Source organism: Amycolatopsis sp. WAC 01376 (genome assembly GCF_003947415.1).
Lineage (GTDB): Bacteria > Actinomycetota > Actinomycetes > Mycobacteriales > Pseudonocardiaceae > Amycolatopsis.
Genome location: NZ_QHKL01000005.1, coordinates 106,078 through 122,103, shown reverse-complemented (window position 1 = coordinate 122,103; position 16,026 = coordinate 106,078). Strand labels below are relative to the sequence as shown.

Here is a 16,026-nt window from a genome sequence, read left to right as displayed (position 1 = left end):
GGTGCCGCCACCGGCCGTCAGGACTCGGTGACGAGTTTGCCGATCTCCTGGTCGAAGTCGAACCATTCCGGCTCGGAGCCGGCGGGCACGACGTCGTAGGTGCGGTCGAGGAATTCGGCCAATTCCTGTGCCGGAGCTTCGAGGACCGCGCAGCCGTCGGGCGCGCTGAGGGCGAAGATCACGATCGAGGTGTCGTCCGCCGGGCTGATGATCACGTCGCCCTCACCCGATGGGGTGAGGAGCCCGTCCGCGAGGAGGTCACGGCCGAACATCCACCGGACCGTCCCGCCGCCCGAGTGGTAGGCCACCACGACGGCGTAGGGATCCTCGGGGTCGTATTCGAGATCGGCCTGGACCGGGAGCGGGTCCGCACCGAAAGTGCGCAGGCCGAAGACGATCGTCCCCCGGATGAGGTCGCTTTCCTTGTCCAACGCTTCAGCCCCTTACGTTCGGTTGCTGTTGATCTTCAGCTATTGATAACGCAATGTGAAGCCTTTTCGTGACCCGAGTTGACAAGGTTCACACGTTCGGCTGAGAGCTGCGTCTCAGGTGCTCACGGACGGTTCCTGCCGGGCACGTGGGGTGAGCAAGCCGGAAATGCGATCAGCCGTGCAAAAGAAAGAGATTCCGCACGTGCATATTCCGGTGAATGAAAATAGCCAACCGTTCGGCGGAGTGCATCGGTATTTGTCGTGGTTAGCATCATTGTGCGTCGTTCGCGTATTCCAGGAGATCGGCGTTGCTCCGTCCTGGACCTTGACGAGCTTGATCGTTGTGGGATCGGGAGGGAGCGATAATGGGCGTACGAATCACCGTCGCCATTCCGGTGCGCCGACCAGGCGCGTCGCCGTGATCGACCGGCTGCCGCTGCGCGTCGGGCGGTCCGACATCGACCGGCTGGAGGGCGTCATCGCCGCGCTCCGGGCGCGCGACTACCGGGAAGGCGGCGGGTCCTGCGGGGAACTGCTGCGCGTGCTCGAGCCCTACGGCACGGCGCTGCGCCGGGGAATGATGTCCGATGAGCTGGCCCGCCGGCTGGCGGGAGTGGTCGCGGATCTGCACAACCTGAGGGGCTGGACGGAATTCGACTCCGGCCGTCCTGTCCGGGCGGAGCGGCACTTCCGCTGCGCGCTCGGGCTCGCGGCTGAGGCGGGCAACGACGACCTCGTCGCCAACGTCCGTTACCGGCTCGGCCGGATGTATCTGCATCACCGCACTCCGGCGGAGGCGCTCGAGCAGTTCGGTCAGGGGCAGGTCGCGGCGCGGCGGGCGGGAAGGTCGCTGTCGCAGGCGATCCTGTCCGCGAACGAGGCTTGGGCTTACGCGCTGCTCGGCGACGTTCGCCGGGCGCTGGACAAGCTTTCCCTTGCCCCGGAACAGTTCGCGGAGTCCGTCGGGGACGCCGTCCCATCGTGGTCCGCCTTCTTCACGGCCAACGACCTCGCCGCGATGATCGGCACGGTGCGCACCGAACTCGCCAGGCTCGTCGACGTCCGGCACAGCAGGGAGGCCATCCCCGCGCTCACCGAGGCCATCGACGGCTACGGCCCGGACATGGTGCGCAGCCGGTCGCTGACGATGATCTGGCTCGCGGTCGACCACGCGCTGGAAGGCGACCTCGACCGTGCGGCGGCGGTCGGTCTCGCCGCGATGGAGATCGCGGACGGAATCCGTTCCGCCAGGACGCGAGACCGTTTGCGGCCGCTGTCGGAAAGCGTACGGAGGCGGGTGGGCGACATTAATGCGCGGGATCTTCTTGACCGGATCGCAACATTTCGGGCCAGCGCCTGAGCGCCGGAGAATAGGTGGAGGAATGACCGGATCAATTTCGCCGGGCGTAGGCTCGCGGGCATGAAACGGACTTCGTTCGCGCAGTGGCCGTGTTCGATCGCGCGCACCATGGACCTGCTCGGCGACTGGTGGACGCCGCTGGTCCTGCGGGAGGCCTTCTACGGGATCCGCCGGTTCGACGAGTTCCAGCAGGAGCTCGGTATCGCGCGGAACACCCTCGCCGACCGGCTGCGCCGCCTGGTCGGGGAGGGGTTGCTGGAAAAGCGCGCCTACCAGGCCGACCCGGTCCGTTACGACTACGTCCTGACCGAGAAGGGCGCGGATTTCTACGGTGTGCTCGCGGCGATGTCGCGCTGGGGCGACCGCTGGCTCGCCGAGGAGGCCGGGCCGCCGATCGTCCTCCATCACGAGACCTGCGGGCGCGATACGCACGCCGAGGTCGTCTGCGCGCACTGCGCCACGCCGCTCACCGCCGAGAACACCAGGGCACGACTGGGGTCCGGGTACCCGCCGAAGCTCGCGAACCGGCCTGACGTGGTGCGCCGCTTCGCCGCGCAGGAGGGTTTGACAACGTAAGTCCATCTACGCAACTATCGAGGTCACGAGCACGGGAGGGCGACCACGATGGAGTGGACGGGCGCCAAGTACGCCGACAAACCGACGGTCGAGGTCGAGGCCTGGGTCGACGCAGATCCGAAGCGGGTCTGGTCGATCGTCTCCGACGTGCGGCTGATGCCGGAGATGAGCCAGGAAGTCCGCTCGGTCGAATGGTGCGACGGCGCGGCCGGTGAAGCCACGGTCGGCAGGCGGTTCGTCGGCCACAGCAGGCACGACTCGTTCGGCGAATGGGAGACGACCTCGTACGTCGTCGAATGCGAGGCGCCGCGTGTCTTCGCCTGGGCGGTGCAGGATCCCGAAACGCCGACCGCGGTGTGGCGCTTCACGCTGGAACCCGAGAACGGCGGCACCAAGCTCCGGCAGTGGATGCAGATGGGGCCGGGGCGGTCCGGGCTTTCGCTGGCCATCGACCAGATGCCGGACAAAGAGCAAAAGATCGTCTTCGTCCGGTTGCGCGAGTTCGAGAACGCGATGACCGGGACCCTCGCCGCGATCAAGGAGCGGGCAGAGGCCGGCGGCGCCTGATGCGGACGGCGACCACGGTCGAGGCCTCGCGTGGCTGGCGGGAAACGCTGGACTTCGTGCTGGAGGCGGAAAAACTCGGTCTCGACGACTGCTGGGTCGCCGAGGCGTGGGGTTCGGACGCGCCGTCCGTGCTCGGCTACCTCGCCGCGCGGACCGAGCGGATCCGGCTCGGCTCCGGGATCATCCAGCTCGGCACCCGGACCCCGGTGGCGATCGCGCAGGCCGCGCTGACGCTCTCGGACCTCTCCGATGGCCGGTTCGCCCTCGGGCTCGGCGCTTCGGGGCCGCAGGTGATCGAAGGCCTCCACGGCGTTTCGTTCGCCCGGCCGCTGACGCGCATGCGGGAAACGGTCGCGATCATCCGCCAGGCGTTCGCGGGGGAGAAGATCTCGTTCTCCGGCAAGGAGTTCGAGATCCCGCTGCCGGGTGAGAGCAGGCCGATGCGGCTGTCGGCCGCGCCGAACCCGGACATCCCGATCCATCTGGCGACGCTCTCGCCGAAGCTGCTGGAGCTGACCGGCGAGATCGCGGACGGCTGGTTGGGCACCAGTTTCGTTCCTGAGGGCGCGGAGGCCTACTTCTCGCATCTCGACGCCGGACTCGAGAAGTCGGGCCGGTCGCGGTCGGACCTCGAAGTCTGCCAAGGTGCCGAGGTCGCCTTCGCCGCGGACGAGGACGAGTTGCGCGGGATGGTCGCGGGCCGCAAGGGCGAACTCGCGTTCAGTCTCGGCGGGATGGGTTCGGCGAAGACGAACTTCTACAACAACGCCTACAGCAGACAAGGCTGGGCCGAAGTCGCCGCCGCGGTACGGGAACGCTGGCAGGCGGGCGACCGGGAAGGCGCGGCCGCGCTGGTGACCGACGAGATGGTGCTCGGCACGACGCTCATCGGCACCGAGCCGATGGTGGCACGGCGGCTGCGCGTCTGGCGTGACGCCGGGGTGGACACGGTCCGGCTGTACCCGGCGGGGGAGACGGTCGCGGATCGGCTCACCACCCTCGGCCGCGCGCTGGACCTGGTCCGCGCGCTGGGCTGAATGCCCGCGCCGGTTGAGGTGACCGGCCGAGCGAAGCCGTTCCCGCCTGCTCCAAGCGGGTAGAACTTGTTTCACTTTTGCCTGCCGTCCGGAGAACATGACCTCGCTCGATCCCCCACGCGAGGAGGATTCATGGGTCCCGATTTTCACCTGTCCCGGCGTCAGATGCTGCGTGGCACAGGGATCGCGCTCGCTTCGGGACTGCCGTTCGCCGGGACGGCGTCGGCCGAGGCCGCGGTGCTCGGCGAATACGACGTCGTCGTGGCCGGGGCGGGTGCGGCGGGGATGACCGCCGCGCTGACCGCGGCCAACCGCGGGCTCAGTTGCGTGGTGCTGGAGAAAGCGGCGAAATTCGGTGGCTCGGCCGCCCGTTCGGGGGCGGGGATCTGGATTCCGTGCAACGCGGTGCTGGCCGCGGCCGGCGTCCGCGACACCCCGGAGCAGGCCGCACGGTATTTGGCCGCCGTGGTCGGCCCGTCGATCCCCGCCTCGCGGCAACAGGCGTTCCTCGCCAACGGCCCGGCGATGCTGTCGTTCGTGATGGCCAACAGCCCGCTGCGGTTCCGGTGGATGGAGGGCTACAGCGACTACTACCCGGAACTGCCAGGCGGGATGCCGGACGGCCGCTCGATCGAGCCCGAGCAGCTCGACGGGAACATCCTCGGGGCCGAACTGGCCAACCTGAACCCGCCCTACCTCGCGACGCCCGCGGGGATGGTCGTCTTCAGCGCCGACTACAAATGGCTCGCGCTGGCCGCGGTCAATCCGAAGGGCGCCGCGGTGGCGGCCGCTTGCCTCGCCCGCGGCACGGCCGCCGCGCTCGCCGGGCAGAAGCCGCTCACCATGGGCCAGTCGCTCGCCGCGGGACTGCGGGCGGGGTTGCAGCGTGCCGGTGTCCCGGTCTGGCTGAACACGCCGTTGACCGATCTCGTCATCGAGAACGGGAAGGTCACCGGCGTGACCGTCGCCACGGGCGTGGTGAAGGCCCGGCGCGGTGTCATCGTCGGCTCGGGCGGGTTCGAGCACAACGCCGCCATGCGGGCGGAATACCAGCGTCAGCCGATCGGTACACAGTGGACGGTCGGTGCCCGGTCGAACACCGGCGACGGGATCCTGGCGGGAAAACGTGCCGGAGCTGCACTGGACCTGATGGACGACGCCTGGTGGGGACCGGCGATCCCGCTGCCCGGCGAACCGTACTTCTGCCTCGCCGAGCGGACCCTGCCCGGCGGGCTGATGGTGGACGCGGCTGGCAAGCGATTCGTCAACGAAGCGGCGCCGTACAGCGACGTCGTGCACACGATGTACGACCGCAACCCGACGTCGCCGGCCATCCCGGCGTGGCTGGTCGTCGACCAGCACTACCGCAACCGGTATCTCTTCCGTGACGTCGCACCGCTGCTGCCCTTGCCCGACGAGTGGTACTCGGCGGGCGCGGTCAAGAAGGCGTGGACCGTGGAGTCGCTCGGCACCGCGATCGGTGTCCCGCCGCAGGCGTTGCGCGCCACGGTCAACCGGTTCAACGGACAGGCACTGTCCGGTGTGGACAGTGACTTCCGCCGGGGTGCCAGTGTCTACGACCACTACTACACCGACCCGCACGTCCTGCCGAACTCTTGCCTCGCCCCGCTCTGGGCGCCGCCGTTCTACGCGTTCAAGATCGTCCCTGGCGACCTCGGCACCAAGGGCGGGATGCGCACCGACGCGCGGGCGCGAGTCCTGCGGGCGGACGGCTCGGTCATCGCCGGCCTGTACGCCGCCGGGAACGCCAGCGCGGCGGTGATGGGCAACAGCTACGCGGGCGCCGGTTCGACGATCGGGCCGGCGATGACCTTCGGATATGTCGCGGCGAACGAAGTGGTCAGAGGTCGCTGATCCGGTGCTCCCAATGTGGCATTGGGGACGCCGAGTGTCCCCAATGCCACATTGGGAGCACTCGCAGTGCAGTTCCCGCGCGGTCACGCTCCCGTGAGTTCGCCTTCGACGAGCTGGACCGCGATGATGGCGCCGAACGCCAGGAGATGGACGAAGCAGTGGTCGGTGTACCCGCCCGCACGCCAGGTCTTCACGTCGGTTTCGGTGATCCGGTCCGGCGCGACGCCGGCCAGCACGGCGAGGGTCGCGCCCGCGCGGTCGGCCGGGACCAGGGCGGCGAGGGAGTCGGTGAGCAGGCCGCGGTCGCCGTCCAGGGCGGACCGCCGATGGCGCGCGATCGTTTCACGCACGACGGACTGGGCCGGTTCGGACAGGAGGCCGCCTCCGCGCTCGGCCGCGCGCGACAGCGCGGCGTAGGCGGGGCCGACGGCGCTGGTGCCCGCCCAAGCGGGTAGTCCGGTGGACGGGACTTCGTCGAGCAGGGAAAGGCTGTCGCCGTTGGTTCGTTCGCGGTGTATCGCGCGGGCGATCGGCGCGCCGTCGAAGGCGGCGGGGACGTCGTCGCTCATAGCGCCCGGAAGGAGCTTTTCGTTCAGCAGCACCAGGACCATCCGGTTGATGAAGTGCAACGCGAGTGCTGTTCCGAGGTATTCCGGTGCTTCTCGGGCGGGGAAGGGCTGTGGTCCGCCCGATCGCGCCCAGCGGGCGAGCGCGGCGAGGTCCTCGTCCGCCGGTTCCTTGCCGTGTTCCAACGCGTCCGCGGCGTCCTCGCCGCCTGCCAGGCGCAGGAAGACCAGATGCCCGGCGGTGTCGTAGGCGCAGTCGTTGCGCTGTGAAACGGATACCGTGACGATCTCCTTGCGCCATCGGGGAACCGTGCCCGCCACGAGCGACTCGCGCAGCAGCGCCCAGCACGGGGCGAGCAGTTCCGGTGCGGGGGAGAGCATCCGGACCGCCGGCCCGATACTGCTGAACTCGGTGTCGACTTGCCGGTAGACGGCGGCCACCGGACCGGTCGCGTCCTCGGGGGAAATCGGCGTGATGTGACGGAAGAGCATGGTGGGGACCTTTCGGGTCAGTGCACGCGGTCGAGTCGTGAAGCGACGATGATGAGCACGAAAGCGGTGAGCGCGGCGACGGTTCGGATGACGTTGTAGGTCTCCCAGCGATCGAGGATCGCCGCGTGGTCGGCGGGTGCCGAGGTGACGGCCCAGACCTTGATCCGGCCGTTGATCGGGACGTTGCCGAAGCGGGTGACCAGAAACGACGTCACGACCAGGACCGCGGCGATTCCGGCCAGTTGCCGGGTCCGTCCGCGGTTCAGGAAGGCGAGCGCGGCGGAACTGACCGCCGCGAGCGCCATCGCGGTCTGCATGACGACGCCGTTCCGCTGCATGAGCGCGGTGTGGAAGGTCAACCGCACGTCGAGCGGGACGACGTCGAAGGTGGCCGCGACATTGACCACGCCATAGCCGAACGCCCCCGCGAGCAGACCCGTCGACAAGAGGGCGACGCCGGTGACCAGACCCGACCTTAAATTTGACATGCTGTCAAACATAGCGGCCTGGGTTAAGCTTGACAACATGTCTGAGATAGCCGCGGGCCGTCGGAGGCGACGGCGGACCGATGCCGACCGCAGTGCTGCCTCGATCCTCGCTGCCGCCAAGGAAATCCTCGGTACGCGAGGTGCCGCGAGCGTCGAAGACATCGCGACGGCGGCCGGGGTGAGCAGGCAGACCGTCTACGCGCACTTCAAGACCCGGGAAGCGCTCCTGACTGCGGTGATCGACGCGGTGTCCGAGGAAGCCGCGAGCGAGATGGACGCCGCGCGTCTCGACGAAGGCCCCGCCGCCGACGCCCTGCTTCGCTTGCTCGACGTCGGGTGGCGGACGTTCCGGCGCTATCCCCTCCTGCCCGCCGGCGCCACCGAGGAGAACGATCCCGAAGCCGACCGGGCCCGTCATTCGGCGGTGTCCGATCATCTGGACCGGCTGCTCACCCGTGGCAAGGCGTCGGGGGAGTTCGACCAGGCACTCGCGAATCCCTGGCTCATCACCGCGATCGTGGCGCTCGGCCATGCCGCCGGACAGGCTGTGGACGCGAAGCAGATGACGTTCGAGGACGGCGTCGACGCGCTCGCCGAGAGCGTGCTGCGGCTCTGTGGTGCTCACGGGCGGTCCCGGACCGGTTAAGGTGGGGCGTTCGCGTGGCATCAAGGGCTGGGGGGTCCGCCATGATCATCAAACGTGCCTATCACCACGGGGATCTCCGTCGTGCGCTCGTCCTCGCCGCACGGGAACTCCTCGTCGAACGAGGTCCCGAGGGGGTGAGCCTGCGCGGCGCGGTCGCGAAGGTGGGCGCGTCCACCGCGGCGCCGTACCGGCATTTCCGCGACAAGGACGCGCTGCTGGTGGCGGTCGCGCTGGAAGGGCACGGCGAGTTGCAGGGTTGCCTGCGTGGCTGCGGCGCCGGGACGGTGACCGTGCTCGGGCAGTCCTACCTCGGCTTCGCGCTGGAGAATCCGGCGTTGTACCGCCTGATGGCCGGTGCCGGAATCGGTGACCGCGCCGCATACCCGGAACTGGCCGAGGCGCATCGGGCGACCTGCGCGGTGCTGGCCGACCGGGTGGGGGAGCGGCACGATCCGGGCGGGTTCGCCGTCACGCTCTGGTGCCTGCTGCACGGGTTGGCCACACTCGTGATCGACGGCCACGTCGAGCGCGGCTCCGCCGTCGCGGAAGCCGAACGCAGCCTGGCGCTGCTTCGTCCTGCCGGAAGTACCTGAGTGTCCACAAGGGACACGCCTTGGGCGGGCTGCGAAAGCCGGGCCTGCCCCCAATGTGGCATTGGGGACGGTCAGCGTCCCCAATGCCACATTGGGGGCATCGGGCCGTGGTGCGAGCCGATCTGGCGTGTCGCGAAAGCCGCCCCTCACTGACCGTCCGTACCGCTCACGAGGTGAGAGAGCGCGGCGCTGAACGAGCGTGCGGTGCTCGCCAAACCGGCGACCGCGGAAACCGGATCGCGGCGGACGGGGAGGACGGCGGCGAGGGCCGCGCCGACCCGGCCGTCCGGGGTCCTGATGCCGACGGCGGCGCAGCCGAGCCCCGCCGTGATGGTCTCCGACTCGGCGGCGTACCCGGCCGCGCGGATCTCCAGCGCGTCGGTGTCCGGTTCGGCGAGCGCGGAGTGGTGGGCGGCGAGGAGCCGTCCGGCGGCGGTCCCTGGCGGCAGTGGGCTGCCCGGCGACACGGGCACCTCGTCGGCGGGCAGGACGGCACCCGCGGCCACCAGCGCGCGGCCCTCTCTCGGGACCACGAGCACCAGGCTCGCGCGCATCCGCGCCGAAAGCACCGGCAGCCACTCCTTGGCCAGGTCGCGGATTTCGGGCTGCCAGAACCGCCCGAGCCGGAACACCCGCGAACCGATCCGGTAGCCGCGGCCCGCCCGCTCGACCTCGGCGAGGTCGGCCAGCTGGTCGAGGAGCCGGTGCACGGTGGTCTTCGGAAGCCCGGTGGCCCGCACGAGCTGCGTCAGCCCGGCCTGCCCGCCGCGCTCGTTGAGTGCTTCGAGCAACGCGAACGCGCCTTCGAGCACGCCGCGTCCGCCGATGGTTTCCCGCATCGCCGCCCTTTCCCGAAAACAGGCCACACCGGAGAAGTAAAGTGCGCCCACGGCCGGCCGGGATACGAACTTCCGGGCAGCCGTTGGGGCGGGGTTCCGCTGAACGGCCCAGCAGGCGACGTGACCGACACCGCCCCGGAAACCACCCTGCCGGGTCCTGCCTCCCGGCACGTTCCTGGCATGCTGGCAAGGTTCGCGCGAACATCACAGCTCCAGGGGGACGTCGACAATGGAGGAGATCCGCCGCCTCGCCGACCGGTTCGATCTCATCGAGCCCGTCGGCGGTGGCTCCATGGGCACCGTGTGGCGGGCGCGCGACGAGAACCTGGAACGCATTGTCGCGATCAAGGAACTCCTTCTGCCGCACGGCGCAGGTGAGCAGAAGGCGGACGAGGCCAAGAACCGCGCGCTGCGCGAGGCCAGGATCGCCGCGCGGCTGGTGCATCCGCACGCCATCACCGTCTTCGGTGTGATCGACGAGCAGGACCGCCCGTGGATCATCATGGAGTACCTGCCGTCGAGGAGTCTCGCGGACAAACTGCGTGACGGGCCGATGGAGGTCGACGACGTCATCCGCCTCGGCATCCAGCTGTGCTCGGCGCTGGCGGCCGCGCATCGCGCCGGCATCGTCCACCGCGACATCAAGCCCGGCAACGTCCTGCTCGGCGAAGACGAGACCGTCAAGATCACCGACTTCGGGATCTCACGGGCGATGGGCGACGTCCAGCTCACCGCGACCGGCGAGATCTCCGGCACGCCGGCGTTCCTGGCGCCCGAGGTGGCCCGCGGCGAGGACGCCACGTCCGCTTCCGACGTGTTCTCGCTCGGCGCGACGCTGTACACGGCGCTCGAAGGCGGGACGCCCTATGGCACGGCGGAAAACCCGATCGCGTTGCTGTACCGCGCGTCGAGCGGCGAGATCACCCCGCCGGTCAGGTCGGGGATCCTGACGCCGCTGCTGAACCGTCTTCTCGACGTCCGGCCCGACAGCAGGCCGACGATGACCGAGACCGAACGAGAACTGCGGGCACTGGCGGCGGGGGAGCCGACGACCCTCGTCGCCGAAGAGCCGCCGCCGAAGGCGCGCAAGGGAATGCTGATCGGCGTGATCGCCGTGTTCCTCGTGCTCGCGGCGGCGGCCGCCGCGGCCGTGGTCGTGGTGCTCACCCGCGGTGACGACACTCCGTCGGGTACGGCGCCGCCGCAGGGTTCGCAGTCGCCGGTCGTCACCCCGACGTCGTCGGAGCCGGTCGCGCCGCCGCCGTCTTCGGCGCCGTCCTCGACGCCACCCCCGTCCTCCTCGTCCTCGTCCGCGCCGCCTCCGGCGCAGACGCCGGGACAGGCGCTCGCGGCCTACTACGCGCTCATCCCGGGAAACCTCGAAGCCGGGTTCGCGACGTTGACCGACAACTTCAAGACGAACAGGAAACAGAGCTTCGAGCGGTACTCGGGCTACTGGAGGCAGTACAGCTCGGTGACCGTGTCGAACGTGACCGAATCCGGGAACACGGTGTCGGCGACGCTCACCTACGTCAAGGCCGGCGGCGGCACCACGACCGGGCGGGAGACCTTCGTCCTGGTCCAGCAGAACGGCCGGTACCTCATCGACTCGCAGCGGGCAGGCTGAGTTTCCCGGCGAGGCGCTGAAGCCAGGCTTCGACCTCGTCGGGGGAGCGGTCCGGGAGGCCGAAGATCGTCTCGGTGACCCCGGCCGCTTCCAGCCTGGCCAGGTTCTCCGGATCGGGCCGGACGCCGAGCGCCGAGATCTCCGGTTCGCCGGCGCGGCCCGCTTCGTGCCAGATCTCGCGCAGCCGCCGGGCCTTGTCCTCGATGTCCGTGTCGCCGGGGGTGGTGAGCCAGCCGTCGGCCGATTTCGCGATCCAGCGGAACGTCTTCTCCGTCCCGCCCGCGCCGACGATCACCGGGATATGCGCCTGAGCCGGTTTCGGCCACGCCCAGCTGGCGCCGAACGAAACGAACTCGCCCGCGTACGAGGCTTCGTCCTGCGTCCAGAGCGCCCGCATCGCTTCCACGTACTCGCGCAGAACCGTCCGCCGTTTGCCGCCAGGGACGCCGTGGTCGGCCAGTTCGTCGACGTTCCAGCCGAAGCCGACACCGAGGGTGACCCGCCCGCCCGAGAGGTGATCGAGACTGGCGATCGTCTTGGCCAGCGTGATCGGATCGCTCTCGACCGGAAGGGCCACCGCCGTCGCGAGCCGGATCCGGGTGGTCACCGAGGCCGCCGTGGCCAGCGCGACCCACGGGTCCAGCGTGCGCAGGTAGCGGTCGTCGGGCAGCGACGAGTCGCCGGTGCGCGGATGCGGCGCTTCCCGTTTGACCGGGATGTGCGTGTGCTCGGGTACGTGGAAGGCGTCGAAGCCCGCGGCTTCCGCCGCCCGTGCGGCGGCCGCCGGGGTGATGCCCCGGTCGCTGGTGAACAGCACTATCCCGTGTCTCACAGGCGGTCACGTTATTAGAACGTGTTTCAGTTTGCAACCGTCGCCTGTAGCTTGACCGGCAGGGCGTTCAGTCGCCAGGTGCCCGGGTCCGGGACCCGCAGCGGGTCGCCGTCGAGCGTGAGATCGGGGAACCGGCGCAGCAGGGCGGTGAGTGCGATTTCCGTTTGCGCTCTGGCCAGCGAAGCGCCGAGGCAGAAATGCGGCCCGTGGGCGAACGCCAGATGCCAGGCCGGCCCCGCCGCGCGGCGGATGTCGAAGACGTCCGGATCGGGGAACGCTCGCGGATCCCGGTTCGCCGCGGCGATCGCGACGGTAACAGGTTCTCCTTCGGGGATCAGGACGTCGCCGATCCGCACGTTCGTGGTGGTGAACCGGGGGATGGTCAGCAACTGCGGGCTCTGCCAGCGCATCACTTCCTCGACGGCGCCGGGCATGAGCGCCGGTTCCTCGCGCAGCTCGGCCAGTTGATCGGGGTGCGAGAGCAGGATTTCGACGGCGTTGGCGATGAGATTGCCGGGCACCTGGCCGCCGAGGACGAGCTGCCAGACCAGGGCGACCAGTTCGGTTTCGCTGAGCCTGTCGCCGTCTTCGGCCTGGATCCGGAGCAGCTGTGAGACGACGTCGTCGGCGGGCCGGAGCTTCCGGTCTTCGATGGCGGCGAGGGCGCCCTCGACGATTCCCGGGACCGCCTTCGCGAGCCCCGCCCCGTCGCCCGCCGAGATCAAGGCGCCGTACTCGCGCCATCGGGGGCGATCGGCGGCGGGAATGCCGACCAGCGCGCAGATCACGTCGACCGGCAGCGGGCGCGCGAAGGCGCTGACCAGGTCGATCTCGGTTTTGCCGTCGAGGCCGTCGAGGAGGTCGTCCACGAGCCGCTCGATTCCCGGGCGGAGCGCGGCGGCCTTGCGCGGGGTGAACGCGGGGGCGACCAGTCGCCGGAGCCGGAGGTGTTCCGGGCCCTCGACCTCCTGCATCGTCCGCAGGTAGGGACGGCAGTGGCCGGGGACGTCCATTCGCTGGTAGCTGTCCGGGCTCAAGGCGAACCGAGCGTCGCTCAGCATCTTCCGCGCCTCTTCGTGGCGCAGGACCGCCCACATCGCGAACCCCGGCGCGACCAGCTTGGCGACCGGGGAGCGCTCGCGGACCGGGCCGTAGGCGGTGAACGGGTCGCGCAGGAGCTCGGAGTCGGTCAGGAGGATCTCGGGAACGTCGGACAAGGCGGGTCTCCCAGTTCGAATGTTGGCGCCATCTGAATGATGACGGTATCTCGATTTGAGGCCGAGAGCAATCGTGCTGGGTGACAGGAGGTTTGATGGCCCGGCTGAGCGGGGGCCTCGGGTGGAGTGTCCCGCGTGGACGGTGCTAGACCGTTGGTGTCGCGTTCCCGGTGGGAGGGTGTGTGGATATAGGGACGTTGAGTGTCCCTATATCCACACACCTCTCACTCGCTGTCAGGGCCGTCGCTGACTGTGTGGATTTGGTGCGTTGGATGACCAGAAATCCACACGGTCACCGCGCGGGGGAGCAAGGGACCTTTGCTCTTGCCTCCGGGTCAGTCCGCCCGGCCCGTCCAGGACACGGCCTAGACGATGTCCGTGTGGCGGATCCGGTACACCTGCAGGCGAAGCCCGTAGTATTTGTCGGTTTCCCCGACCCAGCTCATCCCGAGCCGTTTCGCGGTCGCGATGGCACGGGTGTTGTTCGGCCGCGCGACGGCGAAGAGTTCGTCCGTGTCCTGGGTGAACGCCCAGCCGATCAGCGCGCGGGCCGCCTCGGAGGCGTACCCCTCGCCCCAGGCGTCCGGATGCAGCTGCCAGCTGATCTCCAGGTCCTCTTCGTACGGTGGCAGCAGGTGGATGCCCAGCCCGCCGACGACCGCGCCGTCCTCCTTGCGCCGCACCGCCCATCTTCCCCGCGGGGGTACGAGATTCGGCTGCGCCTGTTGCCAGGCCTGCAGCACCGAACGCATGGCCGCCGTGTCGGTCACCCGGTCCATCGCCGGGGTGAGCCACCGGGTCACGTCGGTGGTGCCGTAAATCGCCAGTGCGGCTTCGGCGTCGTCCTCGGACCACTCGCGGACGACGAGCCTTTCGGTGGTCAAGTCCATAACAGAACGTTACGCGCACAGATGGGTTCATGGGGTGTCCGGATCATGACAAGTCGGCAACCCGCGTACCTTGGCTTCATGCGCGCCGACGCCACGACGACCCCCGTCCAGGCCTGCCCGATCGCCCCGGTGGTCGACCTCGTCTTCAGCCGCTGGACCACGCCGATCCTGTGGGCGCTCAACGAATTCGGCAGGCAGCGGTTCGTCGAACTCGAGCGGCGGATCGGCTCGATCACGCCGAAGGTGCTGACGCAACGCCTGCGGCAACTGGAACGCGACGGCCTCCTCACCCGGACCTATCACGCCGAGGTGCCGCCCCGGGTCGAGTACGAGATCAGTGATCTGGGCCGGAGTCTCGCGCCGCTGTTCGCGACGCTCGCGGAGTGGTCGACGGAGAACCTGCCGAAGGTGGAGAAGGCCCGGACGACTTACGACTCCGCTTCCTGAGCTTCCACCCCTCGCAAGTAGGTGACTACTCGCGGGGAGTGCTTTCTTGACCGATCGGTCCAGATGTGGCTAAGCTTCCTTCATGTCCCGGGTGAAGGAATTCGACGTCGACGCGGCCTGCGACGCCGCGCTGGAACTGTTCTGGCGGCAGGGGTATGAGGCCACCTCGGTCAGCGACCTCGTCGCCGAGCTCGGCATCGGCAAGGCAAGTCTCTACGCGACGTTCGGCACCAAGCATGAGCTGTATCTGACCGTCTTGAACCGCTACATCGCCAGGGGTAACGAGCGGTTCGTCGAGGACTTCGCCGGGCCGGGGCCCGCGCTCGCCGGGGTGCGGCGGCTCATCGACCGCTATCTTGCCGAAATACTCGGCGAATCGGCGCGCAAAGGCTGTTTCGTGGTCAACGCCGCTATGGAGATGATGCCGAGGGATCCCGAGGTCGCGAGGGTCGTCGAGCGCAGCTGGGACGCGCTCGAGCTGGCCTTGCGGATGGCGTTGAGCCGGGCCAAGGCGCAAGGCGAGCTCGGCGGCGACGCCGACCCCGAAGCGCTGGCCGGCTTCCTGCTCACCGTCCTGCAGGGGATGCGGGTGCTGGGCAAGGGGCCGGATCCCGCGGCGCGGGCCCGTGCGACGGCGGGGCAGGCCATCGCGGTTCTCGAAGCCGCTCGCAAGCACTGATACTAGAACGATCGGACCAGAAAGTTGGCTACTGTGGGTACTGCAGGGAAGCGATTCAGCGGCAAGGTCGTCTTGGTCACCGGAGGAGGGTCCGGGATCGGCCGCGCCACGGCGACGGCTTTCGCGCGTGAAGGCGCTCAAGTCGTCGTTTCCGGCCGGGACGGCGAGAAACTGCGTCAGACGGTGAAGGAGATCGAGGTCGAGGGTGGCACCGCCGACGCGGTGACCGCGGACGTGGGCGTCGGTGCCGACGTCGAGCGTCTCGTCGCCGAAACCGTGCGGCGGCACGGCAAACTCGACATCGCGTTCAACAACGCCGGTGTCCTCGGCAGTCCCGCGCCGACGGCGGATCTCGACGAGGACGGTTTCGACGCCGTCGTGCGGACGAACCTCACGGGCACTTGGCTGTCCATGAAGCACGAGATCGCCCAGATGCGGGCGAGCGGCGGCGGAGTCATCGTCAACATGTCGTCCAACATCGGCTCGCACCAACGCTTGCCGGGAATGGCCGCCTACGCGGCTTCGAAGGCCGCCGTGGACGTGCTGACCCGCACCGCCGCCCGCGACCACATCGCCGAGGGCATCCGGATCAACGCGGTCAGCCCCGGCGCCACCGACACCGGCATGTCGTTCCGGCCCGGTGAGACCGAGGCCGACCGCGCCGAACGGCTCGGCGCGGTCATCCCGATCGGCCGGATCGGCGCGGTCGAAGAGATCGCCGCGGCGGTCCTCTGGCTGGCTTCCGACGACTCCGCGTACGTCGTGGGGCACGACATCGTCCTCGACGGCGGCTCGAGCGCCTGAGGCTTGCCGAGGTCGTCCCGGATGTCATGAAAGGGTCGTTCAGGACGAAAAATGTCCTGA

Annotated in this window: 18 protein-coding genes; 11 read left to right on the top strand and 7 right to left on the bottom strand. The window is 69.2% G+C overall.

Annotation, left to right across the window (positions count from 1 at the left end; translation table 11 throughout):
* Nucleotides 1-17: 17 nt before the first annotated feature.
* On the bottom strand, nucleotides 18-431 hold the full coding sequence (locus DMH03_RS26750) for an SsgA family sporulation/cell division regulator (protein WP_038515280.1): 414 nt from the start codon (nucleotides 429-431) through the stop codon (nucleotides 18-20).
* A 436-nt stretch (nucleotides 432-867) separates the two neighbouring features.
* Between DMH03_RS26750 and DMH03_RS26745 the strand changes: the two genes are divergently transcribed.
* The 5 genes from DMH03_RS26745 (at nucleotide 868) to kstD (ending at nucleotide 5,846) form a co-directional block, all read left to right on the top strand.
* Nucleotides 868-1,791: a tol-pal system YbgF family protein gene (locus tag DMH03_RS26745; RefSeq protein WP_125794807.1), complete on the top strand. Its 924-nt coding sequence runs from the start codon at nucleotides 868-870 to the stop codon at nucleotides 1,789-1,791.
* Between the two features lie 60 nt (nucleotides 1,792-1,851).
* Entirely contained in the window at nucleotides 1,852-2,367 is a 516-nt protein-coding gene (locus tag DMH03_RS26740; protein WP_125794773.1) for a helix-turn-helix domain-containing protein, read from the top strand.
* Between the two features lie 48 nt (nucleotides 2,368-2,415).
* Nucleotides 2,416-2,934 carry an SRPBCC family protein gene (locus tag DMH03_RS26735; protein WP_125794772.1) on the top strand — a complete coding sequence of 173 codons (519 nt, stop codon included), beginning with the start codon at nucleotides 2,416-2,418 and terminating at the stop codon, nucleotides 2,932-2,934.
* The gene (locus tag DMH03_RS26730) at nucleotides 2,934-3,971 is read left to right on the top strand and encodes an LLM class flavin-dependent oxidoreductase (RefSeq protein WP_125794771.1); all 1,038 of its coding nucleotides are present in this window, start codon (nucleotides 2,934-2,936) and stop codon (nucleotides 3,969-3,971) included. The genes DMH03_RS26735 and DMH03_RS26730 overlap by 1 nt, the downstream gene beginning before the upstream one ends.
* 132 nt (nucleotides 3,972-4,103) lie before the next feature.
* Nucleotides 4,104-5,846: a 3-oxosteroid 1-dehydrogenase gene (kstD, locus tag DMH03_RS26725; RefSeq protein ID WP_125794770.1), complete on the top strand. Its 1,743-nt coding sequence runs from the start codon at nucleotides 4,104-4,106 to the stop codon at nucleotides 5,844-5,846.
* An 83-nt stretch (nucleotides 5,847-5,929) separates the two neighbouring features.
* On the opposite strand, the gene DMH03_RS26720 is transcribed toward kstD, so the two are convergent.
* Nucleotides 5,930-6,904, bottom strand: coding sequence for a DNA-binding protein (locus DMH03_RS26720; RefSeq protein ID WP_125794769.1), 975 nt, complete (start codon nucleotides 6,902-6,904; stop codon nucleotides 5,930-5,932).
* 17 nt (nucleotides 6,905-6,921) lie between these two features.
* Nucleotides 6,922-7,392: a DUF1772 domain-containing protein gene (locus DMH03_RS26715; protein ID WP_125794768.1), complete on the bottom strand. Its 471-nt coding sequence runs from the start codon at nucleotides 7,390-7,392 to the stop codon at nucleotides 6,922-6,924.
* Between the two features lie 37 nt (nucleotides 7,393-7,429).
* Between DMH03_RS26715 and DMH03_RS26710 the strand changes: the two genes are divergently transcribed.
* Both DMH03_RS26710 and DMH03_RS26705 read left to right on the top strand, forming a co-directional pair.
* Nucleotides 7,430-8,038, top strand: a complete 609-nt coding sequence (locus DMH03_RS26710; protein WP_125794767.1) for a TetR/AcrR family transcriptional regulator — start codon at nucleotides 7,430-7,432, stop codon at nucleotides 8,036-8,038.
* Nucleotides 8,039-8,079: 41 nt separating this feature from the next.
* On the top strand, nucleotides 8,080-8,631 hold the full coding sequence (locus DMH03_RS26705; RefSeq protein ID WP_125794766.1) for a TetR/AcrR family transcriptional regulator: 552 nt from the start codon (nucleotides 8,080-8,082) through the stop codon (nucleotides 8,629-8,631).
* A 146-nt stretch (nucleotides 8,632-8,777) separates the two neighbouring features.
* Here the strand turns inward: DMH03_RS26705 and DMH03_RS26700 are convergent, their stop codons facing one another.
* Nucleotides 8,778-9,470, bottom strand: a complete 693-nt coding sequence (locus tag DMH03_RS26700; protein ID WP_125794765.1) for a helix-turn-helix domain-containing protein — start codon at nucleotides 9,468-9,470, stop codon at nucleotides 8,778-8,780.
* Between the two features lie 229 nt (nucleotides 9,471-9,699).
* Here DMH03_RS26700 and DMH03_RS26695 point away from each other — a divergent pair, with 229 nt between their 5' ends.
* On the top strand, nucleotides 9,700-11,097 hold the full coding sequence (locus tag DMH03_RS26695) for a serine/threonine-protein kinase (RefSeq protein ID WP_125794764.1): 1,398 nt from the start codon (nucleotides 9,700-9,702) through the stop codon (nucleotides 11,095-11,097).
* Here DMH03_RS26695 and DMH03_RS26690 read toward each other — a convergent pair.
* The 3 genes from DMH03_RS26690 to DMH03_RS26680 form a co-directional block, all read right to left on the bottom strand.
* The gene (locus tag DMH03_RS26690) at nucleotides 11,072-11,929 is read right to left on the bottom strand and encodes an LLM class F420-dependent oxidoreductase (protein ID WP_125794763.1); all 858 of its coding nucleotides are present in this window, start codon (nucleotides 11,927-11,929) and stop codon (nucleotides 11,072-11,074) included. The two genes, DMH03_RS26695 and DMH03_RS26690, sit on opposite strands and share 26 nt — an antisense overlap.
* Nucleotides 11,930-11,955: 26 nt before the next feature.
* The gene (locus DMH03_RS26685) at nucleotides 11,956-13,146 is read right to left on the bottom strand and encodes a cytochrome P450 (RefSeq protein ID WP_125794762.1); all 1,191 of its coding nucleotides are present in this window, start codon (nucleotides 13,144-13,146) and stop codon (nucleotides 11,956-11,958) included.
* 365 nt (nucleotides 13,147-13,511) lie between these two features.
* Nucleotides 13,512-14,036 (bottom strand): GNAT family N-acetyltransferase, encoded by a 525-nt coding sequence (locus DMH03_RS26680; RefSeq protein ID WP_125794761.1) that lies wholly within the window; start codon nucleotides 14,034-14,036, stop codon nucleotides 13,512-13,514.
* A gap of 78 nt (nucleotides 14,037-14,114) precedes the next feature.
* Between DMH03_RS26680 and DMH03_RS26675 the strand changes: the two genes are divergently transcribed.
* From DMH03_RS26675 to DMH03_RS26665, 3 genes are all read left to right on the top strand, one after another.
* Nucleotides 14,115-14,483 (top strand): helix-turn-helix domain-containing protein, encoded by a 369-nt coding sequence (locus tag DMH03_RS26675; protein ID WP_125794760.1) that lies wholly within the window; start codon nucleotides 14,115-14,117, stop codon nucleotides 14,481-14,483.
* 82 nt (nucleotides 14,484-14,565) lie between these two features.
* Nucleotides 14,566-15,162: a TetR/AcrR family transcriptional regulator gene (locus DMH03_RS26670; protein ID WP_125794759.1), complete on the top strand. Its 597-nt coding sequence runs from the start codon at nucleotides 14,566-14,568 to the stop codon at nucleotides 15,160-15,162.
* A gap of 33 nt (nucleotides 15,163-15,195) precedes the next feature.
* Nucleotides 15,196-15,966 (top strand): SDR family NAD(P)-dependent oxidoreductase, encoded by a 771-nt coding sequence (locus tag DMH03_RS26665; RefSeq protein ID WP_125794758.1) that lies wholly within the window; start codon nucleotides 15,196-15,198, stop codon nucleotides 15,964-15,966.
* Nucleotides 15,967-16,026: the final 60 nt, after the last annotated feature.